23 protein-coding genes and 1 tRNA gene are annotated in these 20,445 nt (G+C 65.7%); 13 read left to right on the top strand and 11 right to left on the bottom strand.

Features of this window, described 5'->3' with window-relative positions; translation table 11 throughout:
- Window positions 1–66: 66 nt before the first annotated feature.
- On the bottom strand, window positions 67–339 hold the full coding sequence (locus tag Q0743_RS18165; protein WP_172786583.1) for a GlsB/YeaQ/YmgE family stress response membrane protein: 273 nt from the start codon (window positions 337–339) through the stop codon (window positions 67–69).
- A 42-nt stretch (window positions 340–381) separates the two neighbouring features.
- Window positions 382–954: a YidB family protein gene (locus tag Q0743_RS18160; RefSeq protein ID WP_298242880.1), complete on the bottom strand. Its 573-nt coding sequence runs from the start codon at window positions 952–954 to the stop codon at window positions 382–384.
- 161 nt (window positions 955–1,115) lie between these two features.
- Here Q0743_RS18160 and Q0743_RS18155 point away from each other — a divergent pair, with 161 nt between their 5' ends.
- Together Q0743_RS18155 and Q0743_RS18150 are read left to right on the top strand one after the other, a co-directional pair.
- On the top strand, window positions 1,116–2,123 hold the full coding sequence (locus Q0743_RS18155) for a 2-dehydropantoate 2-reductase (protein WP_298242879.1): 1,008 nt from the start codon (window positions 1,116–1,118) through the stop codon (window positions 2,121–2,123).
- Window positions 2,124–2,141: 18 nt separating this feature from the next.
- Window positions 2,142–2,357 (top strand): hypothetical protein, encoded by a 216-nt coding sequence (locus Q0743_RS18150; protein WP_298242878.1) that lies wholly within the window; start codon window positions 2,142–2,144, stop codon window positions 2,355–2,357.
- Window positions 2,358–2,644: 287 nt separating this feature from the next.
- On the opposite strand, the gene Q0743_RS18145 is transcribed toward Q0743_RS18150, so the two are convergent.
- Window positions 2,645–3,265 (bottom strand): hypothetical protein, encoded by a 621-nt coding sequence (locus Q0743_RS18145; RefSeq protein WP_298242877.1) that lies wholly within the window; start codon window positions 3,263–3,265, stop codon window positions 2,645–2,647.
- 230 nt (window positions 3,266–3,495) lie between these two features.
- On the opposite strand from Q0743_RS18145, the gene Q0743_RS18140 reads away from it, so the two are divergent.
- The 5 genes from Q0743_RS18140 to Q0743_RS18120 all read left to right on the top strand — a co-directional run bounded on the left by Q0743_RS18140 (window position 3,496) and on the right by Q0743_RS18120 (window position 7,257).
- A complete protein-coding gene (locus tag Q0743_RS18140; RefSeq protein WP_298242876.1) occupies window positions 3,496–5,013 on the top strand; it encodes an AMP-binding protein in 1,518 nt (505 codons plus the stop codon).
- A gap of 21 nt (window positions 5,014–5,034) precedes the next feature.
- Entirely contained in the window at window positions 5,035–5,673 is a 639-nt protein-coding gene (locus tag Q0743_RS18135) for an RraA family protein (RefSeq protein ID WP_298242875.1), read from the top strand.
- A 27-nt stretch (window positions 5,674–5,700) separates the two neighbouring features.
- On the top strand, window positions 5,701–6,072 hold the full coding sequence (locus Q0743_RS18130; protein ID WP_298242874.1) for a cupin domain-containing protein: 372 nt from the start codon (window positions 5,701–5,703) through the stop codon (window positions 6,070–6,072).
- Window positions 6,073–6,121: 49 nt separating this feature from the next.
- Entirely contained in the window at window positions 6,122–7,078 is a 957-nt protein-coding gene (locus tag Q0743_RS18125) for a tripartite tricarboxylate transporter substrate-binding protein (RefSeq protein WP_298242873.1), read from the top strand.
- Between the two features lie 102 nt (window positions 7,079–7,180).
- Window positions 7,181–7,257, top strand: a tRNA-Arg gene (locus Q0743_RS18120).
- A gap of 156 nt (window positions 7,258–7,413) precedes the next feature.
- Here the strand turns inward: Q0743_RS18120 and Q0743_RS18115 are convergent.
- Entirely contained in the window at window positions 7,414–8,805 is a 1,392-nt protein-coding gene (locus Q0743_RS18115; RefSeq protein WP_298242872.1) for an NAD-dependent succinate-semialdehyde dehydrogenase, read from the bottom strand.
- A gap of 195 nt (window positions 8,806–9,000) precedes the next feature.
- Between Q0743_RS18115 and Q0743_RS18110 the strand changes: the two genes are divergently transcribed.
- Window positions 9,001–10,140, top strand: coding sequence for an amidohydrolase/deacetylase family metallohydrolase (locus tag Q0743_RS18110; protein WP_298242871.1), 1,140 nt, complete (start codon window positions 9,001–9,003; stop codon window positions 10,138–10,140).
- A gap of 3 nt (window positions 10,141–10,143) precedes the next feature.
- Here the strand turns inward: Q0743_RS18110 and Q0743_RS18105 are convergent, their stop codons facing one another.
- From Q0743_RS18105 to Q0743_RS18095, 3 genes are read right to left on the bottom strand one after another with little or no spacing between them, the layout of a single operon-like run.
- Window positions 10,144–10,731 carry a TlpA disulfide reductase family protein gene (locus Q0743_RS18105; protein WP_298242870.1) on the bottom strand — a complete coding sequence of 196 codons (588 nt, stop codon included), beginning with the start codon at window positions 10,729–10,731 and terminating at the stop codon, window positions 10,144–10,146.
- On the bottom strand, window positions 10,724–11,185 hold the full coding sequence (locus tag Q0743_RS18100) for a DsrE family protein (protein WP_298242869.1): 462 nt from the start codon (window positions 11,183–11,185) through the stop codon (window positions 10,724–10,726). The genes Q0743_RS18105 and Q0743_RS18100 overlap by 8 nt, the downstream gene beginning before the upstream one ends.
- A gap of 12 nt (window positions 11,186–11,197) precedes the next feature.
- Window positions 11,198–11,626, bottom strand: coding sequence for a DoxX family protein (locus Q0743_RS18095; protein WP_298242868.1), 429 nt, complete (start codon window positions 11,624–11,626; stop codon window positions 11,198–11,200).
- Between the two features lie 104 nt (window positions 11,627–11,730).
- Between Q0743_RS18095 and Q0743_RS18090 the strand changes: the two genes are divergently transcribed.
- Window positions 11,731–12,615, top strand: coding sequence for a LysR family transcriptional regulator (locus Q0743_RS18090; RefSeq protein WP_298242867.1), 885 nt, complete (start codon window positions 11,731–11,733; stop codon window positions 12,613–12,615).
- A 142-nt stretch (window positions 12,616–12,757) separates the two neighbouring features.
- Here Q0743_RS18090 and Q0743_RS18085 read toward each other — a convergent pair whose 3' ends face one another.
- Complete coding sequence (locus tag Q0743_RS18085) at window positions 12,758–13,903, bottom strand: acyl-CoA dehydrogenase family protein (RefSeq protein WP_298242866.1); 1,146 nt, start codon at window positions 13,901–13,903, stop codon at window positions 12,758–12,760.
- Between the two features lie 125 nt (window positions 13,904–14,028).
- Here Q0743_RS18085 and Q0743_RS18080 point away from each other — a divergent pair, with 125 nt between their 5' ends.
- Window positions 14,029–14,706, top strand: a complete 678-nt coding sequence (locus Q0743_RS18080) for an alpha/beta family hydrolase (RefSeq protein WP_298242865.1) — start codon at window positions 14,029–14,031, stop codon at window positions 14,704–14,706.
- Between the two features lie 3 nt (window positions 14,707–14,709).
- Here the strand turns inward: Q0743_RS18080 and Q0743_RS18075 are convergent, their stop codons facing one another.
- On the bottom strand, window positions 14,710–15,684 hold the full coding sequence (locus tag Q0743_RS18075) for a ketopantoate reductase family protein (protein ID WP_298242864.1): 975 nt from the start codon (window positions 15,682–15,684) through the stop codon (window positions 14,710–14,712).
- Window positions 15,685–15,837: 153 nt separating this feature from the next.
- Here Q0743_RS18075 and Q0743_RS18070 point away from each other — a divergent pair, with 153 nt between their 5' ends.
- Entirely contained in the window at window positions 15,838–16,638 is an 801-nt protein-coding gene (locus Q0743_RS18070; protein WP_298242863.1) for an enoyl-CoA hydratase-related protein, read from the top strand.
- A gap of 3 nt (window positions 16,639–16,641) precedes the next feature.
- On the opposite strand, the gene Q0743_RS18065 is transcribed toward Q0743_RS18070, so the two are convergent.
- Window positions 16,642–16,914 carry a hypothetical protein gene (locus Q0743_RS18065; RefSeq protein ID WP_298242862.1) on the bottom strand — a complete coding sequence of 91 codons (273 nt, stop codon included), beginning with the start codon at window positions 16,912–16,914 and terminating at the stop codon, window positions 16,642–16,644.
- A gap of 81 nt (window positions 16,915–16,995) precedes the next feature.
- Window positions 16,996–17,880, bottom strand: coding sequence for a LysR family transcriptional regulator (locus Q0743_RS18060; protein WP_298242861.1), 885 nt, complete (start codon window positions 17,878–17,880; stop codon window positions 16,996–16,998).
- Window positions 17,881–17,990: 110 nt separating this feature from the next.
- Between Q0743_RS18060 and Q0743_RS18055 the strand changes: the two genes are divergently transcribed.
- Window positions 17,991–19,358 (top strand): FAD-dependent oxidoreductase, encoded by a 1,368-nt coding sequence (locus tag Q0743_RS18055; protein ID WP_298242860.1) that lies wholly within the window; start codon window positions 17,991–17,993, stop codon window positions 19,356–19,358.
- A 34-nt stretch (window positions 19,359–19,392) separates the two neighbouring features.
- Window positions 19,393–20,397 carry an ABC transporter substrate-binding protein gene (locus tag Q0743_RS18050; RefSeq protein ID WP_298242859.1) on the top strand — a complete coding sequence of 335 codons (1,005 nt, stop codon included), beginning with the start codon at window positions 19,393–19,395 and terminating at the stop codon, window positions 20,395–20,397.
- The last annotated feature ends 48 nt before the right edge of the window (window positions 20,398–20,445 follow it).

The raw sequence follows: 20,445 nt of genomic DNA, 5'->3' as shown, positions 1-20,445 counted from the left end.
TGGGGTTATGGGTACCGGATCTGCGCGCGCTTAGGGCGCGCTTGTCCGGGACGACAGGGAGTGTGTTCAGCCCTTGATCACGCCGCTCGCCACCAGCCGGTGCCAGATGAACAGCACCACCACCGCGCCGATGGTGGCCGTGATGAAGCCGGCGCCCTGGTCGGGGCTGTAATGGCCGATGGCCTGGCCGACGAAGGTCGCGAGAAACGCGCCGGCGATGCCGAGGATGGTGGTGAGGATGAAGCCGCTCGGATTGTTCGGCCCCGGCGCCAGCCAGCGCGCGATGAGGCCGGCGATGAAGCCGACGACGATGATCCACAACAGGCCGCCCATGCTCATGAGTGTGCTCCCCTTCCCGAAAGCGTGTCGATCAAGGTCTGACTAGATTCTGCCCGAGAGTTCGTTCTCGGTTGGCAGCCGTCCGTCCGGCGTCAGATGGTCGATCACCTGCGGCAGATATTGGCTGAGGCCGCTGAGCAGCTCCTCGCGCGACAGGCCGCTCTGGGCGGACAGGCTCTCGATCTGATCGGCGCCGAGGGCGCTGGCGAGATCGCCCGGCGCGATCGGCTTGTTCTGGCCCTTGCCGACCCAGGAATTCGCGGCCTCGCCGTGGCCGCCCTGCTGGAGCTGGTTGAGGAGATCGCCGAGGCCGCCGCTCAGCACGGTGCCGGCGGCGCCGCCGGCGAGCAGGCCGCCGAGGCCGCCCTTGAGCAGACCTCCGAGACCGCCAAGACCGCCGCTGTCCGCGTTCACCGGCGGCGGGGCCGGGGTCGGTGACGGTTGCGGCGCCGTCCCCGACTGGTTTGCGGTCATGTGCTTGAACGCCTTCCAGGCGAGCAGGCCGAGCAGCGCCATGGTCATTGGCGACATGCCGCCGGAGGATTTCTCGGAGCTCGGCGTCGAGGGCCCGCGCGGGCCGTTCTGCATGCCGTTGAGGACGTCGAGTAGACCCATGGTGCTCTCCTTTGGCGTCTCGTCCGGCGAGCGCTCGCCGCTGACTGCCCCCGGGGCAAAAACATATGGGGCACTCGTGACGGTTACAAGGCGGCTGTGGCGCGATTGGTTGCCGGCCTCGCCTCTGCTATCGAAGGCAGCACGTTCAAGGAGCGAGTTCAGTGATTGCGGATCGACCGATCGTGGTGGCTGGCGCCGGTGCCATCGGCTGTTTCGTCGGCGGCATGCTGGCGGCCGGCGGCCGCCGTGTCGCGCTGCTGGTGCGGCCGCGGGTGAAGACCGAGATCGAACGGTTCGGCCTGCGTCTGACGGACTTCGACGGCTCCGAGCGGAAGCTCGGCGCGGGCCAGCTCGCGCTTTCGGAGGATCCCGCGATCCTTCACAGCGCCGGCATCGTGCTGGTCTGCGTCAAGAGCGCGGACACCGCCGATGTCGCGGATCAGATCGCGCGGCATGCGCCCGAGGATGCCGTCATCGTCTCGCTCCAGAACGGTGTCGGCAATGTCGCGGTGCTGCGCGAGCGTCTCGGTGGCCGCCGCGTGCTCGCCGGCATGGTGCCGTTCAACGTGATCGCAATGGGCGAGGGGCGTTTCCACCGCTCGACCTCCGGCGACATCCATATCGGCGCGGACGCCGAGAACACGGCCGCAGCGCTTTCGGTGCCGGGCCTCAGCGTGCGCGCCAGCGCCGACATCACCGGCGTGCAATGGGGCAAGCTGATCATCAATCTGAACAACGCCCTCAGCGCGCTGTCGGACATGCCGCTCGCCGCGCAATTGGCGAACCGCGACTGGCGGCGGCTGTTCGCAGACCAGATGGCGGAGGGGCTGGCCGCGCTGAAAGCGGCAGGTATCACGCCGGTCTCATCGACGCCGATTCCGATGAACTGGTCTCCGACCTTGTTGCGACTGCCGGATGGGATCTTCAACGCGATCCTGGGGCGGACGATGAAGATCGATCCGGAGGCGCGCTCCTCGATGTGGCAGGACCTGAAGCAGGGCCGCAAGACCGAGATCGACTATCTGCAAGGTGCAGTCATTGCGCTCGCCGCGCAAAATCATGTCGACGTGCCGCTGATGCGCCGTATTGTTGCGCTGATCAGGGAGGCCGAAGCCGCCGGCAACGGACCGCCGCGGCTGACGCCGCAGCAGATCCGTGGCGTGTCCTAAAGCGCGAGGAGGTGCGCGATGAAGCGTTGTTGGATGACGGGACTGGCGCTGGCAATGGTGTGCTGCGCATCGACGCTGGCCCATGCAAGGCCACCGACGGTCCAGAACTCTCCGGGATACGACAGGCGATTGCAGGAGAGCAGGTCGCAATTGGGCACCTCGCCGACGGTCACGGCGCCAGCGGATGTGCCGGTGGCCAAACCGAAGCACAGCAAGAAGAAGCGCACGAAGTGAGGCGTTGCCTGCGCAGGTGGTGCGACATCCCCAGTCGTCGTCCCGGACAAGCGCGCCCTGAGCGCGCGCGGATCCGGGACCCATAGCCACAGGAAGATGTGGTTACGGGGACTCGGAGTGACCCGCTGCGGGCAATAACCACGCCCTGTGGGTATGGGTCCCGGATCGGCGCTCCGCTCCCGACAACGCTTCGCGTCGTCGAGATCTACGCTTGTCCGGGACGACAGCGAGGATGTGGCGCGAGCCTTTCGCTCAATTGCGATCGCCTGAGACCGCGCAAGTCCAGCTCAGCCCTTCTTCGCCGGCTTGGTCGGCGTCGGGTTGAACAGCTTCTTCAGGTCGTTCAGGCCTTCCGACAGCCGCGGCCATTCGCAGGAGAAGGAGCCTTTGGTGCAGGGGGCGCCCTTCCGTTGGCCGACGGTCTGCTGCACCTTCGGTCGCTCGACCGGCACCGGCACGCGTTCGACGTCGGTTCTCAGCGCGACCTGCTGGAGCCGTTGCATCTGCTGTTCCTGCTGCTCGCGCTGCTGCCGTGCCATGGCCTCGGCCGCTTCGTTGTTGCGGCGCTCTTTGGCGAGATAGGCGGTATAGGCTGCGTCGATCTTCTTCTGCTCCTCCGGCGTCGGGTTGGGCCCGGCGATGTCGAAGGTGCGGTCCTGAAGGAAGTCGTAATAGGAATAGCCGCCGCCGGCCTTGCGGCGGCCGGCGAACTTGGCGTTGCAGTCGGCAAGCGCGGAGGTCTTCTCGGCCTTGGTCGCGGCTTTCTCGGCAACGTCGGCGCATTCCTCGAAATCGACCGGCGCGCGCTTCCACCACTGCGCCTGGGCATGCGACTGCGTCAGCAGAAGAGATCCTGCTGCGGCCACGAGAAACAGCGCCGCACGACGCAATGCAATCACTGACGACATTCTACGAGAGCATTCCCTGGAAAACTCAACCCAAACTGAGTCGAGCCAGATTTTTGCCCCTTTATCGCCGGCTTGTCACCCGTGGAACCCGGGAATTTCATGGCTGCAATGCTGACATTTTGTGCTTGACGTGGCGCGGGAGTCACAGCGCCGCGCTGGCCGGCTGCTACACTTCGCCTTCCGAGCGCCTCACTCGGGGCGACGCCAAGAAGACGAAGTGGAAACGCCCGATGCTGCTGCCCCTGTCCGACGTGCCGCGCTGGTACGCTGAACGCAAACCGCGAGGTACCGTCGCCATCCGTCATGGGCAGGACATGCTGACATGGGAGGAGCTCGAGCGCGGCGCCAACCGGCGCGCGCGGGCGTTCATGGCCAAGGGCGTCAAGCCGGGCGACTTCGTTGCGATCGGCTTGCCCAATGGCAACGCGTTCTTCGAGACCTCCTTCGCGGTGTGGAAATGCGGGGCGACGCCGACCTCGCTGTCCTGGCGGCTGCCGCGGGGTGAGGCCGCCGCGGTGCTCGACATCCTCAAGCCCGCGCTGGTGGTCGGCGGCGAGGCCGACTGGAACGCGCCGAACCGTCTGCCCGCCGACTTCGTGCCGCAAGGTTTTTCGGACGAGCCGCTCAACCTGCCGGTCGCGCGCTACTGGAAGGCGATGACCTCAGGCGGCTCGACCGGGCGGCCAAAGGTGATCCTCGATCATCAGCCGGCGGTGACCGATACCGTCGCGGCGCCGCCGCTCAGCATTCCCTTCGGCGTCTCGCTGCTCAATCCCGGCCCGCTCTATCACAATGCGCCGTTCATCGTGTCGCATTACGCGCTGTTCACCGGGGGCCAGCTCACCGGCCTCGTCAAGTTCGACGCCGAGGAGACGCTGCGCCAGATCGAGCGCGAGCGGGTGCAATGGGTCAATTTCGTGCCGACCATGATGCACCGGATCTGGGCGCTGCCGGAGCATGTGCGCAAAGCCTATGATTTGTCGAGCCTGCAGACCGTGTTTCATATGGCCGCGCCGATGCCGCCCTGGCTGAAGGAGAACTGGATCGCCTGGCTCGGGCCGGAGCGAATCTGGGAGCTTTATGGCGGCACCGAACGGCAGGGCTCCTGCATCATCTCGGGCACGGAATGGCTGACGCACAAGGGCTCGGTCGGCAAGATCGGCGAGATGGCGCGCTTACGCATCATCGGCGAGGACGGCAAGGACGTCGCGCCGGGCGAGACCGGCGAAATCTATTTCCTGAACAATGACGGCAAGGACGCCACCTATCATTATCTTGGCGCCGAGCCGAAGCGCCGCGGCGACGGCTGGGAATCGCTCGGCGATATCGGCAGGCTGGATGCGGAGGGCTATCTCTATCTCGGCGACCGGCTGGCCGACATGGTGCTGCGCGGCGGCGCCAACATCTATCCGGCCGAGGTCGAGGCGGCCGTCTCCGAGGCGCCCGGCGTGCGCTCCTGTGTCGTGGTTGGATTGCCCGATCCGGAATTGGGCCAGCGCGTGCACGCCATCATCGAGCCGGAGGCAGATATGGATGGCCAGGCCATCGCCGACGGCATGGCCGACTTTCTGAAGGATCGGCTCAGCCGCTACAAGCACCCTGAAAGCTTCGAGATCGTCAGCGCCCCGCCGCGCGACGATTCGGGCAAGGTTCGCAGAACGCTGTTGCGCGACGAGCGCGCAGCATGGATGAAGGAAGGGCGCGCCTTCCGGATCATGCCGGCGAAGGCGCGGGCGCACGCCGATTAATCGACGGAAGGATTTTTGGACATGACGATCACCATCGCAGCGAACAGCGTGCCGAAGCCGCCGGCCGGGATCATCGAGGGCTTTCGCGGTGCGCCGACCTCGGTCATATCAGATAACCTCGCCCGGTTGCCGGGCGCGGTGGGGCTGCGGCCTTATCATCGCGGTGCCAAGCTGGTCGGGACGGCTTTCACCGTGCGTACCCGCCCCGGCGACAATCTCGCCATCCACCGCGCGCTGGAGCTGGTCGGGCCCGGCGACGTCATCGTGGTCGACGGCGGCGGCGACGAGACCCGCGCGCTGGTCGGCGAGATCATGAAGAATATCGCGCAATGGCGCAAAGCCGAAGGCTACGTCATCGACGGCGCGATCCGCGATGTCGCATCTTTCGCCGCCGACGATTTTCCCTGCTACGCCCGCGCGGTGATCCATCGCGGCCCCTACAAGAACGGTCCCGGCGAGATCAACGTGCCTGTCTCCATCGGCGGCAGCGTGATCTCCCCCGGCGACATCGTCGTCGGCGACGAGGATGGCGTGGTGTCGTTTCCTGCCGCGGGCGCCGCCGCGCTGCTGGAAGCCGTGCGCGCCCAGGTCGCGCGCGAGGAGGAGACCATGAAGGCGATCCGCGAGGGCCGCTACCAGGGCTCCTACGGCAAGTCCTGATCAAGGAAGAATGCAGGGGAGGACGGCATGAGCCAGAAGGACGAGTTTCACAACATCGATAATCCCGCCGACGGCCTGTTCCGCGAGCTCGCGGCCGGCGTGACCACGCGAATCTTCTCCGGCGAGCAGGCGATGCTGTCGGTGGTGACGCTGGCCCCGCATGCGCAAGGCACGCTGCATCATCACCCCGAGGAGCAATGGGGCGTCCTGCTCGACGGCTCCGCCATCCGCGTCCAGGGCGACGAGGAGATCGCCGTGAAGAAGGGTGACTTCTGGCGCACGCCCGGCAATGTGCCGCACACCATGCGCGCCGGTCCCGACGGCGCCCGGGTGCTGGACATCTTCAGTCCGCCTCGGCCAGAATACAAGAAAGCGGGGTCCGGTTTCGGGACGACGTAACAAGCGCCAAAGAGCAAAAAGCCGGGCGCGGACAAAAAGGGAGGGGACCATGACAATCACACGACGCACGCTGCTGGCCGCGCCGGCCGTTCTCGCGCTGACGCCGGCGATGGCGCAAGCGAGCAAGATCACGCTGGTCGTGCCGTTTCCGCCGGGCGGATCGACCGATGCGATGGCGCGGCTGCTGCAGGCCAGCCTGCAGACGAAACTCAACCGCATCGTCGTGGTCGAGAACAAGTCCGGCGCGGCCGGCGCGCTCGGGGCGGCACAGGTTGCCAAGAGCCCCGCGGACGGCACCTCGTTCCTGGTCACCTTCGATTCCCACGCCGTGATTCCGTCGATCCTCGACAAACCGCCGGTGGACGTCGAGCGCGAGCTGATGCCGGTGCTGCTGGTCGGCACCGCGCCTTACGTGATCGCGGCCGGCGCCGGCCGTCCCTACAAGAGTTTTGCCGATGTGGTCGCGGCCTGCAAGGCAACGCCGGGTGCGGTGAAATATGCCTCGGTCGGCATCGGCACGCTCGGCCATCTCGCCATGACCGTGCTCGGCAGCAAGGCCGGCGTCGAGATCATGCACGTGCCCTATCGCGGCGGCGGGCCGGCCATGAACGACGTGCTCGGCGGCCATGTCGATCTGATCGCGGGATCGGCGGCGCTGGTCGCCGCCCAGCTCGGCACCAACATGCTGCATCCGGTCCTGCAGCTCGGCCGCGAGCGGCTGCCGGCCTTGCCTGACACGCAGACCGCAATCGAGGCGGGCTTTCCCGATTTCGAGACGCTGGCCTGGTGGGGCATCTTCGCGCCCACCGGGACGCCGCCCGACGTCGTCGCGGCCTTCGCGGCGGCGTCCAAGGAGATCCTGAGCGAGCCAGCGACTGCGACCCAGCTGAAGGAGACGCAGCACATGACGCTGCTGCTCCAGGACGGCGCCGCCTTCAAGACCTTCTTCGACAAGCAGGTCGCCACTTGGGGCAAGGTGGTGAAGGACAACAATATCAGGGCGTAGGATCGGCTGTGGTCCTTGCGCATTGGGCGAGACGAGGGCTTCCTGTCCCGCCGCCGCTTTGATATGTACACCCAGGTAACCCACCAGACCGGCGGGTTCCGCGGTCCCGTAGCTCAGCCGGATAGAGCGACGGTTTCCTAAACCGTAGGTCGGAAGTTCGAGTCTTCCCGGGATCGCCAGCCTCGCATGAGCCATCGGCTCTGCTCCACGCGGTTTCCGGTGTACGAACTGCCCGCGTGACCGGCACCAAGCCGTGTCCGATCATCGGTCCTACGCTCTCCACACTTCGGATGCGGGGCCGAGCGCCTTTGCCCCGCCCGCATCCGTGCAGTCGATCAGAAGCGCGCGTCGATATCGACGACGTCGATCAGCTTGTGGTTGACGAACTCCTTGAGCCCGAGCCCGAGCAGCTCGCGGCCATAGCCTGATCGCTTGATGCCGCCGAAGGGCAGGTCCGCTTCCACCTTGGTCGGGTGGTTGACGAACACCATGCCGGTCGAGATTTTTCGCGCGACTTCCGCGCCGTGCTTGAGGTCCGACGTGAACACCGAGCCGCCGAGGCCGAAGGGAGAGTCGTTTGCGATGCGCACCGCGTCGGCCTCGTCCTTGGCACGGAACAGCATGGAGACCGGGCCGAAGAATTCCCAATAGCGGGCCGGATTGTCCTCGTTCACCTCGGTCAGAATGGTCGGCTGCACGAATGCGCCCTGGTTCGGCACCGACGGGCCGACCTCCTCGGCCTTCGCGCCCTGCTTGACGGCCTGCTGGATCCTCTCCCTGATCTCGTCGGCGGCGTGTTGCGACGACAGCGGCGCCAGCGTCGTCTCGGAATCGAAGGGGTCGCCGGCCTTCAGCGCGGCGACACCCTTGCGATAGCGCGCCAGGAATTCGTCGTACACGGCGTCCACGATGATCATGCGCTTGGAGGAGACGCAGACCTGGCCGCCGTTCCAGTGCCGGCCGAACACGGCCCATTTGACGGTCTTTTCCAGATCGGCATCGGCGAGGACGACGAACGCGTCGGCACCGCCGAGCTCCATCGTCGATTTCTTCAGCGCCTTGCCGGCCTGGGCGGCGACGATCGCGCCGGCGTCCTCGGAGCCGGTGAGCGCGACACCATGGACCCTGGGATCGTTGATGATCATCTCGACCTGGGAGCGGGTGGCGTAGAGCTTGGTGAAGCACCCTTCGGGCAGGCCGGCCTCGCGCATGATGCGTTCGAAGGCTGCCGCGCTTTGCGGCACGTTCGAGGCGTGCTTCAGCAGCACGGTGTTTCCGGCGGATAGCTGGGGCGCGATGATGCGCGCAATCTGGTAATAGGGAAAGTTCCAGGGCTCGATGGCGAGGATCACGCCAAGCGGATCGTGGACGATCATCGCCTCACCCTCCGCCGGGTCTGCAACAGGCAGCTTCTCCGGCCGCAGCAGCTGCTCGGCGTTCTTGACGTAGTATTCGAAGATGCGCGCGCAGAGCTCGACCTCTGCCTTGGCCTCGGCCAACAGCTTGCCCATTTCCAGAGTCAGAAGCTTCGCATAGGTATCGCAGTCTCGCCGCAGGATGTCTGCCGCCTTTTGAAGGATCGCAGTGCGAGCCGAGATCGGTACTTCGCGCCAAGCGCGAAAGGCTGCGTCTGCGCGATCGATGGCGGCACTCACCTCTTGATCGGTCGCGCTGGGAAATGTCTTCAGAGTTTCGCCGGTATACGGATTGATTGTGGCGTAGCTCATGTCCGTGATCCTTTCAGGCGGGGAAATTGTTGGAAAGCCAGATCGCTGTCGGCTTGCCGGTCGATCGGATCATAGGATCGAGCCCGGCCCGGACATTGACATGAGTCATACGGTGTTTATCGATGCGCAGTGGGATACCTCCCTGTCTTGCCGGCTGACCCTGCCTGCGTTCGGCCGCCACATCCGGAGACGATGATGCCTTTCGACCTGATCCTGCGCGGCGGCCGCGTCATCGACCCCTCGCAGAAGCTCGATGCCGTGACCGATGTCGCCTTTGCCAGCGGCAAGGTCGCGGCGATCGGCACCGGGCTCAAGGCCGATCCGGGCACTGAGGTGCGCGATGTCTCGCAGTTCATCGTCACGCCGGGGCTGATCGACCTGCACACCCACGTCTATTGGGGCGGCACCTCGCTCGGCATCGACGCCGAGGAATTCTGCCGTCTCTCCGGCGTCACCACGGCGGTCGACACCGGGAGCGCCGGCCCCGGCAATTTCGCCGGCTTCCGCAAGCACGTGATCGAGCCGAGCCAGGTCCGCATCCTCGCTTATCTGCACGTCTCGCATGCCGGCATCTTCGGCTTCTCGCACCGGATCATGGTCGGCGAGAGCGAGGAGCTGCGATTGATGAATCCGATCGAGGCGGCCAAGGTCGCCGATGCCAACCGCGATCTCATCGTCGGCATCAAGGTGCGCGTCGGCCTGCATTCCTCGGGCACGTCGGGGGCCGTGCCGCTCGACATCGCGCTTCAGGTTGCCGACGAGGTCGGCATGCCCCTGATGGCGCATATCGACCATCCGCCGCCGAGCTATGAGGAGGTGCTGGCGCGCCTGCGTCCCGGCGACGTGCTCACCCACGCCTTCCGTCCCTTCCCCAACACGCCGGCAACGGCGCAAGGCACGGTGAAGAAGGCGGTGCTGGATGCGCGCGAGCGCGGCGTGTTGTTCGACATCGGCCACGGCAAGGGCTCGTTCGCGTTCAAGACCGCGCGCGCGATGCTCGCCAACGGCTTTTATCCCGACACCATCTCCTCCGACATCCATCAGCTCTGCATCGACGGCCCGGCCTTCGACCAGGTCACGACCATGTCGAAGTTTTTGTGCATGGGCATGGAGCTGTCCGACGTGATCGCGGCCTCGACGGTGAATGCCGCGATGGCGCTGCGCCGCCCCGAACTCGGCAGCCTCAAGCCCGGCAGCGTCGGCGACGCCACGCTGATTACGGTGAAGCAGGGCCAGTTCGACTATGAGGACGTGGTCGGCGAGCACCTGATCGGTAACAGCAAGATCGTGTCGGAAGGCGTCGTCATCGGCGGCCGCTGGTGGCATCCGAACTGACGATCACGAGCCCTGCTCGCGGTAGAATTGCAGCAATCGCGCGCCGTCCGGCGACAGCCAGTCGGGCGCCCCGGTGATGTAGCCCTCGACGCGTCCGCTCGTTCCGACGAGATAGGTGATGGGCATGCCGACGATCGAGAACATCTCGGTGGAGGCCTGCGCCGCCGCACCATAGGCGTCGACATAGCAGGCGAGGTGTTGCACCGGGAGGCCGCCGAGAAAAGTGCGGACTTTGCGCAGATCTTTCGTGTCGGTGCAGATCGCGACGATGTCGAGCCGGTCGGGCCGCGAGCCAGCAAGGCTTGCGAGCATCGGCAGATCGAGCTTGCAGGCCGCGCACCAGGTCGCCCAGAAGTTCACCAGCGTGATGCGGCCCGGCTTCGCCGTCACGACGGTGTCACGACCGCTCACGTCCTGAAGCCTGAGCTGCGGCATCGGCGCGTGCGGCCGTACCAGTGTGAACTGGCTGCGGCCGGCCTCGAACACCGGTGGCCAGCTATCCTGGGCGCGGGCCGCGCGCAGGACAGTGAGATAAGCCGGCGCGGCGATCAGGAGCGATCGCCGCGACAACGTGCGAGGCTTCTCACGCATGAATATAGGCCCAGCCTTTCAGTTGCAGATCGACGACGCGTCCGATGCCGAACGGAACGAGGATCGCGCCTGATATCAGCGGAATTGAGACCTGCTCCTTGGCTTCCGCGATCGCCTTGGATGAAGCGCACATGCTGTAGCTGAGGTTGGGCAGCGACTGCCGCAGCGTCGCGAGCGGTTCGACCAGCGGCGTCTTGTCCGCGCGGAAGACGTCGATGCCCTTGCCGTTGGCGACGACCTCGATCAGCAGTTTCGCGCCCTTGTCGGCAAAGTGTCTGGCAAGATTGGCCGAATAGCTGACCGCGTGGCCCATGACATAGGGCTCGTTGCTGTCGACCAGGATCACGACGCCGTCGACGAGGCGATCCTCCTTGGCAGCGGCGGTGCCGCCGGCCGTGAGGATCGCGGTGCCGGCGAGCAGTCCCCTGCGGGACCATCCATTGGCAGAGATCACAGCCGCTGCCGGTCAGAGCTGACGCGGCGCGATCGGCGCCTTGTTGTTGCGTCCCCATAGCACGAACAGGCTGAGCGCCAGCAGGACGATGTTGAGCGGCGTCACCGCGGCTTCGCCGCGCGAGAGGTGGAAGACGAGTGCGATCACCTGCAGCACCGCGCAGCCGAGCGCGGCGAGCACGGTGAGCCGCGGCAGGATCCGCGTCAGGGCGGGCAGGAGGATGCCGAGCCCACCGGCGAGGTCGACCAACGCGATGGAGCGCACGAAGGTCTCGGAATACTGGCCGGCCCAGGGCATCATCGCGGCTAGCTGGGGAATCGGGGTGGTCAGCTTCACGAACCCTGCCGAGATGAACACGAAGGCGAGGGCGATTTGGGCGGCCCAGAGGCCGATACGAAGGGCGCGGCCGGGGGTGGCGGTCTCGAAGGTGGTGCTGGACATGGTGGGGTCTCCGGAATGTGAGGGTTGCCACCATTTGATAGTTTCTCCATTTTTGATCATTATCCTGTTCAGGATTAGTTTATTTCCTGGATGTTGATGATCGCATGGATTCCCTGGTTAGCATGAGGGTGTTTTGCCTGGTCGCCGAGCTGAAAAGCTTTGCGACGGCGGCGCAGCGCCTGCGCATCTCGCCGGCCATGGCGAGCAAGCATGTGATGCAGCTCGAGAAGCGGCTCGGCACGCGGCTGCTCAACCGGACCAGCCGGCGCGTCAGCCTGAGCGAAAGCGGCGCGCTCTATTTCGAGCAGGCGCGGCAGATGCTGGATTCGCTCGACGAGGTCGAGGCCGCCGTCAGCAATGCGACCGTCGTTCCGCACGGAACGCTGCGCCTGACCGCGCCGGTTTGGATGGCGAACACGATTTTCGCGGGCGTGCTCGCGGACTACCAAGCCCGCTATCCCGAGGTGCGCCTCGACATCGATCTCAGCGGCCGCCTCGTCAACCTGGTCGAGGAGGGTTTTGATCTCGCCCTGCGCGCGACCGGCACGCCCGACGAGGCGCTGATCGCGCGTCCCATCACCAGCGTTCCGTTCTACATGGTGGCCGCTCCGGCCTTCCTCAAACGCGCGGGACGTCCGGCGACCTTCGCCGATCTCGCCGGCCAGCCGCTGCTGCACTACGCGCTCTATCCGGGCGAGAGCTTCTCCTTCGCGGGCGAGCACGGCCCCGAGACCGTCAAGCTCAACCCGGTGCTGCGCAGCGGCAACGAAACGCTGCTGCACATGGCCGCGCTGGAAGGCATGGGCCTCGCCTTCCTGCCGAAATGGCTGGTCACCGAAGACATCGCGGCCGGACGGCTCGAGCACGTCATGCCCGAGCACATCGTCTTTGCCGGAAAGCTGTTCGCGGTCTACCCGAGCCGCAAATATCTCTCCGCGAAGGTCAGGACCTTCATCGACTTCATCGCCGCCGACAAGCGTATGAAGTAGGTTGCGCGAACGGGCTTGTGGCACCGCCGTTGCCGCGGTCTCCGCTGTCGTCCCTGCGAACGCAGGAATGGGTCCCGGATCGGCGCTCCGCTTGTCCGGGACGACGAGTTGGGATTGCCGCGAAAGCGTGCGTACCTCTCTCCTACAGCGACCGCGAGATCAACAGCTTCATGATCTCGTTGGTGCCGCCATAGATCTTCTGGATGCGGGAATCGATGAAGATGCGCGAGATCGGGTATTCCTGCATGTAGCCATAGCCGCCGAACAGCTGGAGGCATTCGTCCGCGGTCTCGACCTGCTTCTCCGAGCACCAGTATTTCGCCATCGACGCGGTGACCGTGTCGAGGTCTTTCGCGACCAGCCGCTCGATGCACCAGTCGACGAAGACGCGCGCGATCATCGCCTCGGTCTTGCGCTCGGCGAGGGTGAAGGCCGTGTTCTGGAAATCCATCAGCGGTTTGCCGAACGCCTTGCGCTCCTTGGTGTAATCGACCGTGAGCTTGACCGCCCGCTCCATCGCGGCGACGGCGCCGACCGCGAGCGCAAGCCGCTCCTGCGGCAATTGCTGCATTAGCTGGACAAAACCTTGGCCTTCTTCCTTGCCGAGCAAATTCTCCGGCGGCACGGTCACGTTGTCGAAGAACAGCTCCGACGTGTCGGAGGCGTGCAGGCCGATCTTGTCGAGGTTGCGCCCGCGCTTGTAGCCGTCGGCACCTTCGGTCTCGACCACGATCAGCGAAATGCCCTTGGCGCCGGCTTCGCCGGTGCGCGCGACCACGATGACGAGATCGGCGGCCTGGCCGTTGGTGATGAAGGTCTTCTGGCCGTTGATGACGTAGGAATTGCCCTGCTTCTTCGCGGTGGTCTTGACGGCCTGAAGATCCGAGCCGGTCCCGGGCTCGGTCATGGCGATGGCGCCGACCATCTCGCCGGAAGCCATCTTCGGCAGCCAGCGCTTCTTCTGCTCCTCCGAGCCGTAGTTGAGGATGTAGTGCGCGACGATGGCGCTGTGCACGGAGACGCCGGTGGTCAGCTCCGGCACGGTGCTTTCGAGATCGTCGAGCACGGCGGCGTCATAGGCGAAGGTGGCACCCAGGCCGCCATATTCTTCCGGCACGCTCGCCAGCAGCGCGCCCATCTCGCCGAGGCCGCGCCAGGCAAAGCGGTCGACCATCTTCTGCTCGCGCCATTTCTCGGCGTGCGGCGCCAGGTCCTTGGCGAGATATTTCCGGAACTGGTCGCGGAAGACGTCGAGCTCTTCGGTCATCCAGGAGGAGCGGTAGGACATGGTCACCTCGGTTGGTACGGCCTAGGCTTGGTAGGCCAGCGGGCCGCGGCAATTATTGTGTTTTCAGGCTGCGCCGGTGACGCTACCAAGGCGGCCGGAAACGCGTCTGTTTGGGATGGCTGATCTTGGCTGTGAAAACCAAAGAGCTCAAGCTCGACATCGAGCGCATCGGCACGGTCTCGGCGATCCTGACGCAGCCTGACAAGGTACGCGCCTGCTACGTTCTGGCGCATGGTGCCGGCGCCGACATGCGGCATGCGTTCATGCAGAAGGTCGCCGACGGTCTTGCGGCGCGCGGCATTGCCACGTTCCGCTTCAATTTCCCCTACATGGAAGAGAAGAAGGGACGTCCCGACCAGCCGGCCGTTGCGCACGCCGCCATCCGTGCAGCTGTCGCGGAAGCGGCGCGGCTCTGTCCCGGGGTGACATTGATCGCGGGCGGCAAATCCTTCGGCGGACGCATGACCTCGCAGGCGCAAGCGAAGGCACCGCTGCATGGCGTCAAGGGGCTCGCCTTCCTCGGCTTCCCCCTTCATGCCGCCAAGAAGCCGTCGTCCGAGCGCGCCGAACACCTCGCCGGCATTGGGATCCCCATGCTGTTCCTGCAGGGCACGCGCGACGAGCTTGCCGATCTCGGCCATCTCGAGCCCGTCATCGCATCGCTCGGGACCAAGGCGAAGCTGCATGAGGTCGCAGGCGGTGATCACTCCTTTGCGGTCTTGAAAAAATCCGGCCGGACCAATGACGAGGCGCTCGCCGAAGTGCTCGACGCGCTCGCGGCCTGGATCGACAGTCTCGCCTGAAGCTCACGCCGCGTAGAGCCCCTTGTCGCGCGCCTTCTGGATCGCCAGCGCGGCGATCAGGTCGAGCGTCGGTGTCGACAGTCCGGCGGTGCGCGCGAAAGCGGCGGGGGCCTTCACCAGCACGTCGATCTCCATGGCGCGGCCGAGCTCGTAATCCTGCAGCAGCGACGGCTTGTGGTTGGGGGCAGGGCCGCTGCGCGTGACGCGCTTGACCTCGGGAATGAAGTGCTGGGCGATGTCGTTGGCCTCGTTCAGCATGCGCGGGATCACGTCGGCAAAGGCCGGGTCGTCGCGCACGCCGCGCGCGGTCTGGCCGGTGAGCAGGCACAGCACCGACAGCGACATGTTGGTCAGCAGCTTTGACCAGATCGCCTCGCGAATCTCGGCCACGGGCGGCGATTCCAGCCGGGCGTCGTTGAACACGTTGCGCAGCTTGGTGATGCGCTCGCAATTGCGGTCGTCGCATTCGCCGATCAGGAGACGGTTGCGGTCCGGGGTGAGGTTCTGCACCACGCCGGGCGCGGTGACCTCGTTGGAGGAGAAGATGACACCGCCGATGATGCGTTCCTTCGGGATGCAGGCGCGCAGGCGGCCGCCGGGGTCGAGGAAGGATATGTCCGGCGGCGTCGGATGCCGCGGCGGCAGACCGATGCCGTACCACCAGGGAATGCCGTTCTGCGCGAATACGATGACGGTGTCGTCCTGCAGCAGCGGCTTGATGCTGGACACCAGCCCGGTCAGCGCGGTCGCCTTCAGCGTCGAGATCACCACGTCCTGCGGGCCGAGCTGGGCCGGATCGCCCGAGGCGTTCACCTTGGCGGACACCTCGGAATCGCCGACGCGCAGCTTGAGGCCGCCCGCGCGCGCCGCCTCCAGATGCGCACCCCGCATCACGCAGGACACGTCATGGCCGGCCCGCGCCAGCCGTACCGCGATGTGGCTGCCGACGGCGCCCGCGCCGAAAATGCAGATGCGCATGATGATTCCGTCCTGTCCCTGGGTGCCATCGGGGCGGCAGCATGACACAAGCCGCCATGCGATGGGCGCGGCCGCCCCACGCTGGAAAGATATGGATCAGGATGCATCGCCTCGGCCATAGTGCGTGCCAAGCAATTGACCGGAGGATCGCCGATGACTGCCAGCCCTGTCCTGTGGACCCTCGATGAGCGCGGGGTTGCGACCGTCACGTTGAACCGGCCGGAGGTCAACAATGCCTATGATGGCGCGTTGATATCAGGCGTGCTCGCGGCCATGGACGATCTGGGCAAGAAGCCGAACCTGCGTGTCGTCGTGCTCAGGGGCAACGGCAAGCACTTCCAGGCCGGCGCCGACCTCAAATGGATCAACAGCGTCCGGCCGCAATCGGCGGAGGCCAACGAAGCTGCCTCGCGCGCGACCTTCGAGGCGGTGCAGCGGCTCAACACGCTGCCGATCCCGACCGTGGCGTTGGTGCAGGGCGGTTGCTTCGGCGGCGGCACCGGCGTCATCGCGGCCTGCGATGTCGTGATCGCCGCGGACAACGCGCTGTTCTCCATCACCGAGGTGCGCTGGGGCCTGACGGCGGCCATCATCATCCCGCAGCTCTGCGACGCCATCGGTATCAGGCAGGTCCGCCGCTATGCCCTCACCGGCGAACGCTTTGGCGCCGAGGACGCCCGCCGCATCGGCCTCGTCCACGACGTGGTGCCGCTGGCTGAGCTCGAAGCCGCCGGCGCCAAGGTGGTCGAGCAACTGCTCGCCAACGGGCCGGGGGCGATGGCCGAAACCAAGAAGCTCGCGCTGGAAAGCTCGTTCGGCGGCATGGCCGTGGACGATGCGGCGTACACCCGCCTCGTTCAGTTGCACTCGCTCAAGCGCCAGAGCGCGGAAGCGGCGGAGGGATTGGCGTCGTTTGCGGAGAAGCGGGCCGCGAGGTGGGGTGCGAAAAATTAAGGCTCAGCAGCCGCGGCAGATGTTGTTGATGCTGCGGTAGACGGCGTCGTCGTCCTGCCGCATCTGGCGGAGCGTCTCGAGCGTATTGCTCTCGCTGGTCGGCACGGCAGGCTTGCGCTTGGCCGCGAGTTCTTCCTCCTGCCGCTTGTAGCAGGCCTCGCGATCGGGCTTGGCCTGGATGAAGCGGCAGTTCTGCTCGACGGCTGCGGCGGGAGTGGCCGAGATTGCGAGAGCGATCAGGGCAGGCAGGGCGAGTTTCGCGACGGTCGAATTCATGGCGGCCCTTCTGTCAGGTCCGCTGTTCAAGCGCAACTGCAACTTCCAACAAGGGTGCGTAGCCCGGATGCGCGACATGGCTCACAGCGACGGCGCCAGTGACGTTTTCAGCAGTGTCAACAGCGCCTGCACCGCCGCCGCATTGCGCCGCCGCTCGGGAATCGCGGCCTTCACCCACAATTCCGGAATCGGAAAGTCGCGCAGCACCGGCTTCAGCGTGCCTTCCTTCAATGCGTCTGCCACGAGATAATGCGAGAGCAGCGCGATGCCGTTGCCGGCGATGGCGCTGCGCGCCAGCACATGTCCCTCGTTGGAGGAGAGCAGCGGGCTGACCTGGATGCTGATGCGCCCGCGCGGTCCGTCGAACACCCATTCCGGTCCGGTCGGCAGGAAGCTGAGGCAGCGATGCTCGACGAGGTCGCGCGGATGTTTTGGCGTGCCGTGCTTCTTCAAATAGGCCGGCGAGGCGCAGAGCAGCCGCTTCAGCGCGCACAAGGGCTCGTCGACCACGCCGCCGAAGGAATGCGGGAAGGCGCCGATGGCGATGTCGAACCCTTCGGTGACGGGATCGACGGGACGGTCGATCAGCACGATGTCGAGCTTGAGCTTCGGGTTCTGGGTCTGGAACGCGCTGAAGGCATCCGCAAGCCGCGCCACGGTGAGCGAGGTCGGCGCCTTGATGCGCAGGTGATCGACGAGGTCGTGGCCCTTCTCGCCCATCCGCGAGAGCAGGTCGGTGGCGTCGGTCACGACGCCGCGCGCGCGATGCACGTAGCGTTGGCCGGCTTCGGTGAGACGCAATTGCCGGGTCGAGCGGTGAAACAGCGGCGTGCCGATCCGCGCCTCCAGCTGCGTGACGCGTTTTGCGACCACCGAGGTCGAGACGTTGAGTTTTCGCGCAGCGGCAGAGAAGCCGGCGGCATCCGCCGTGGCGAGAAAGGCCTGCAGGTTCACGAGGATGTCCATTTTCGCCTTTCTCGATTCGCGAAAGCTGATCGTGTATTTTGGTGGATTGTACCCCCTCTCGCGTTAATTCATAGTCGAGCCCAAGCAAGAAATTTGGGAAGGAACGCGCCATGCGGGCCATGACGATCGACGAACCGGCACGACAAGTGCCGCTCTATGGCGAGTATGAAGTCGTCGTGCTCGGCGGCGGCCCCGCCGGCATCGTGGCTGCGGCCTCGAGTGCGCGAGCGGGGCGGAAGACGCTGCTGATCGAGCGCTACGGCTTCCTTGGCGGCATGGGCACCGCCGCCGGCGTCACCAATTTCTGCGGTCTGCATGGCAACGTCCATGGCGAGCACCGGCGGCTGGTGCAGGGCATGGCGTCCGAGCTGCTGGCGCGGATCGATCATCTGAACGGCCTCAACACGCCGCATCTGATCCTCGGCAAGGTGTTCGCCCAGGCTTATGACACCGCGGCCTACAAGATCGCGGCCGATCAGCTGCTCGCCAGCCACAACGTGCACATCCTCTTCCACGCCCTCGGCGCCGGCGTGGTGATGGGCGACGACAGTCGCATCGACGCGCTGCTGGTCGAGACCAAGGCGGGCCGGCAGGCGGTGCGGTCGGAGATCTTCATCGACTGCTCCGGCGACGGCGATCTCGCCGTCTGGGCCGGCGCGCCGTTCGAGATCGGCGACGAACACGGCCATCCGCTCTATCCTTCCATGATGCTCCGCCTCAACGGCATCGATCCCGACAAGGCCGGCGATGCCTGGCGGACCATTCCGCAACTGATGGAGAAAGCCGCGGCCGCCGGCACGCACAGCTTCCCGCGCAAGAGCGCGATCGTGCGGCCGCAGAAGTCCGGCATCGAATGGCGGGTGAACTTTACGCAAGTCGCGCGCGAGGACGGCCATGCCATCAACGGCGTCGAGCCTGACGATCTCACCCGCGGCGAGATCGAGGGCCGCAAGCAGGCGCTCGCGGCGTACGAGTTCTTGCGCAGCACTGTGCCCGGGTTCGAGAAGTCCTACATCGTCGATCTGCCTCCGCAGCTCGGCATCCGCGAGACCCGCCGCATCACGGGCAGCTATCAGCTGAGCGGCGAGGACGTGCTCGGCTGCGCCTCTTTCGAGGACTCCATCGGCGTCAATGGCTGGCCGATCGAGGCCCATGTTCCCGGCGACGTCGTCTTCACCTTCCCGCCGATCCCGGAATCCCGCGGCTACAACGAGCTGCCTTACCGGATGCTGGTGCCCGAAGGCGTCGACAATCTCCTGGTCGCCGGCCGCTGTGCCTCGATGACCCATGAGGGCCAGTCGGCGGCACGGGTTTCCGGTGCCTGTTTCGTGATGGGCGAGGCCGCCGGTTCCGCCGCGGCTCTGGCGTTATCGGGTAACCGCATTCCACGCGAAATCCCGGTTGAAAAATTGCAGGAAACGTTGAAACAACAGGGCGCCTTCATCGGCCGGGACCAGATGGTGCCCGAAGGCCTGTAACGCACTGCAAGACAACGACGGCGGAGGAAACGGGATGATCGGGATAATGCGGCTCGCGCTTGCGGGCCTGGTGGCGATCACGGCGATGGGCACGGCGCGGGCCGAGGACGCGCTGAAGGCCAGGATCGGCGTGCTGCGGCTATCCTCCTCCGCGCCGGTCTTCATCGCGCAGGACAAGGGCTATTTCCGCGAGGCCGGCCTCGATGTCGAGCTGAAGTTCTTCGACGCCGCGCAGCCGATCGCGGTCGCCACCACCTCGGGCGACGTCGATTTCGGCATCACCGCCTTCACTGCCGGTCTCTATAATCTCGCCGGCAAGGGCACGTTGAAGGTGATCGGCGGCATGAGCCGCGAGAAGGCCGGCTATCCCCTGATCGGCTATTTCGCCAGCAACAACGCCTATGCGGCCGGATTGAAAACGCCGAAGGATCTTGCCGGCAAGCGCGTGGCGATGACGCAGGTCGGATCGAGCTTTCACTATTCGCTCGGCCTGCTCGCCGACAAATACGGCTTCAAGCTCGCGGACGTGAAGATCGTGCCGCTGCAATCGCTGTCGAACGCGGCCGCCGCGCTGAAGGGCGAGACCGTCGATGCGGCGCTGCTTCCCATCTCCACCGCGCGAAAGCTGATGGATGAGGGCGGCGCGAAGTTCCTGGGCTGGGTCGGCGACGAGACGCCGTGGCAGTTGGGCGCAGTGTTCGCTTCGCCGAAGACACTGACCAACAAGGCCCTGGTAACCAAGCTGCTCGGCGCGCTTGCCAAGGCCGATCGCGAATATCACGACGTCATTCTCGCCGCGATGAAAGACGGCAAGGCCCCAATCAACGACAAGACCAGGCCGCTCCTGGAGATCATCGCTAAATACACCAACCTTCCGGTCGAGCAGGTGGTCGGCAACTGCGCCTATATCGATCCCGACGGCAAGCTCGACGTGAAGAACGTCGACAACCAGATCAAATGGCTGCAGGAGCAGGGCTTTGCCGACAAGGGCTTTGACGCGGAAGCGATCATCGCCAAGGATTACGTGAAGGCGGATTGATGTTGACGATGCAGACTCTGGCGATGGGCGATCTGCCACCCTCCCCTG

Origin of the sequence: uncultured Bradyrhizobium sp. (assembly GCF_936943645.1) — a bacterium.
Classification (GTDB): Bacteria; Pseudomonadota; Alphaproteobacteria; order Rhizobiales; family Xanthobacteraceae; genus Bradyrhizobium.
This window is presented reverse-complemented; position numbering and strand designations above follow the sequence as displayed.

Coding starts and splice junctions, on each gene's coding strand:
- Q0743_RS18165 (WP_172786583.1), bottom strand. CDS start 339: ATGAGCATGGGCGGCCTGTTGTGGATCATCGTCGTCGGCTTCATCGCC.
- Q0743_RS18160 (WP_298242880.1), bottom strand. CDS start 954: ATGGGTCTACTCGACGTCCTCAACGGCATGCAGAACGGCCCGCGCGGG.
- Q0743_RS18150 (WP_298242878.1), top strand. CDS start 2,142: ATGAAGCGTTGTTGGATGACGGGACTGGCGCTGGCAATGGTGTGCTGC.
- Q0743_RS18145 (WP_298242877.1), bottom strand. CDS start 3,265: ATGTCGTCAGTGATTGCATTGCGTCGTGCGGCGCTGTTTCTCGTGGCC.
- Q0743_RS18140 (WP_298242876.1), top strand. CDS start 3,496: ATGCTGCTGCCCCTGTCCGACGTGCCGCGCTGGTACGCTGAACGCAAA.
- Q0743_RS18135 (WP_298242875.1), top strand. CDS start 5,035: ATGACGATCACCATCGCAGCGAACAGCGTGCCGAAGCCGCCGGCCGGG.
- Q0743_RS18130 (WP_298242874.1), top strand. CDS start 5,701: ATGAGCCAGAAGGACGAGTTTCACAACATCGATAATCCCGCCGACGGC.
- Q0743_RS18125 (WP_298242873.1), top strand. CDS start 6,122: ATGACAATCACACGACGCACGCTGCTGGCCGCGCCGGCCGTTCTCGCG.
- Q0743_RS18115 (WP_298242872.1), bottom strand. CDS start 8,805: ATGAGCTACGCCACAATCAATCCGTATACCGGCGAAACTCTGAAGACA.
- Q0743_RS18110 (WP_298242871.1), top strand. CDS start 9,001: ATGCCTTTCGACCTGATCCTGCGCGGCGGCCGCGTCATCGACCCCTCG.
- Q0743_RS18105 (WP_298242870.1), bottom strand. CDS start 10,731: ATGCGTGAGAAGCCTCGCACGTTGTCGCGGCGATCGCTCCTGATCGCC.
- Q0743_RS18095 (WP_298242868.1), bottom strand. CDS start 11,626: ATGTCCAGCACCACCTTCGAGACCGCCACCCCCGGCCGCGCCCTTCGT.
- Q0743_RS18090 (WP_298242867.1), top strand. CDS start 11,731: ATGGATTCCCTGGTTAGCATGAGGGTGTTTTGCCTGGTCGCCGAGCTG.
- Q0743_RS18085 (WP_298242866.1), bottom strand. CDS start 13,903: ATGTCCTACCGCTCCTCCTGGATGACCGAAGAGCTCGACGTCTTCCGC.
- Q0743_RS18075 (WP_298242864.1), bottom strand. CDS start 15,684: ATGCGCATCTGCATTTTCGGCGCGGGCGCCGTCGGCAGCCACATCGCG.
- Q0743_RS18070 (WP_298242863.1), top strand. CDS start 15,838: ATGACTGCCAGCCCTGTCCTGTGGACCCTCGATGAGCGCGGGGTTGCG.
- Q0743_RS18065 (WP_298242862.1), bottom strand. CDS start 16,914: ATGAATTCGACCGTCGCGAAACTCGCCCTGCCTGCCCTGATCGCTCTC.
- Q0743_RS18060 (WP_298242861.1), bottom strand. CDS start 17,880: ATGGACATCCTCGTGAACCTGCAGGCCTTTCTCGCCACGGCGGATGCC.
- Q0743_RS18055 (WP_298242860.1), top strand. CDS start 17,991: ATGCGGGCCATGACGATCGACGAACCGGCACGACAAGTGCCGCTCTAT.
- Q0743_RS18050 (WP_298242859.1), top strand. CDS start 19,393: ATGATCGGGATAATGCGGCTCGCGCTTGCGGGCCTGGTGGCGATCACG.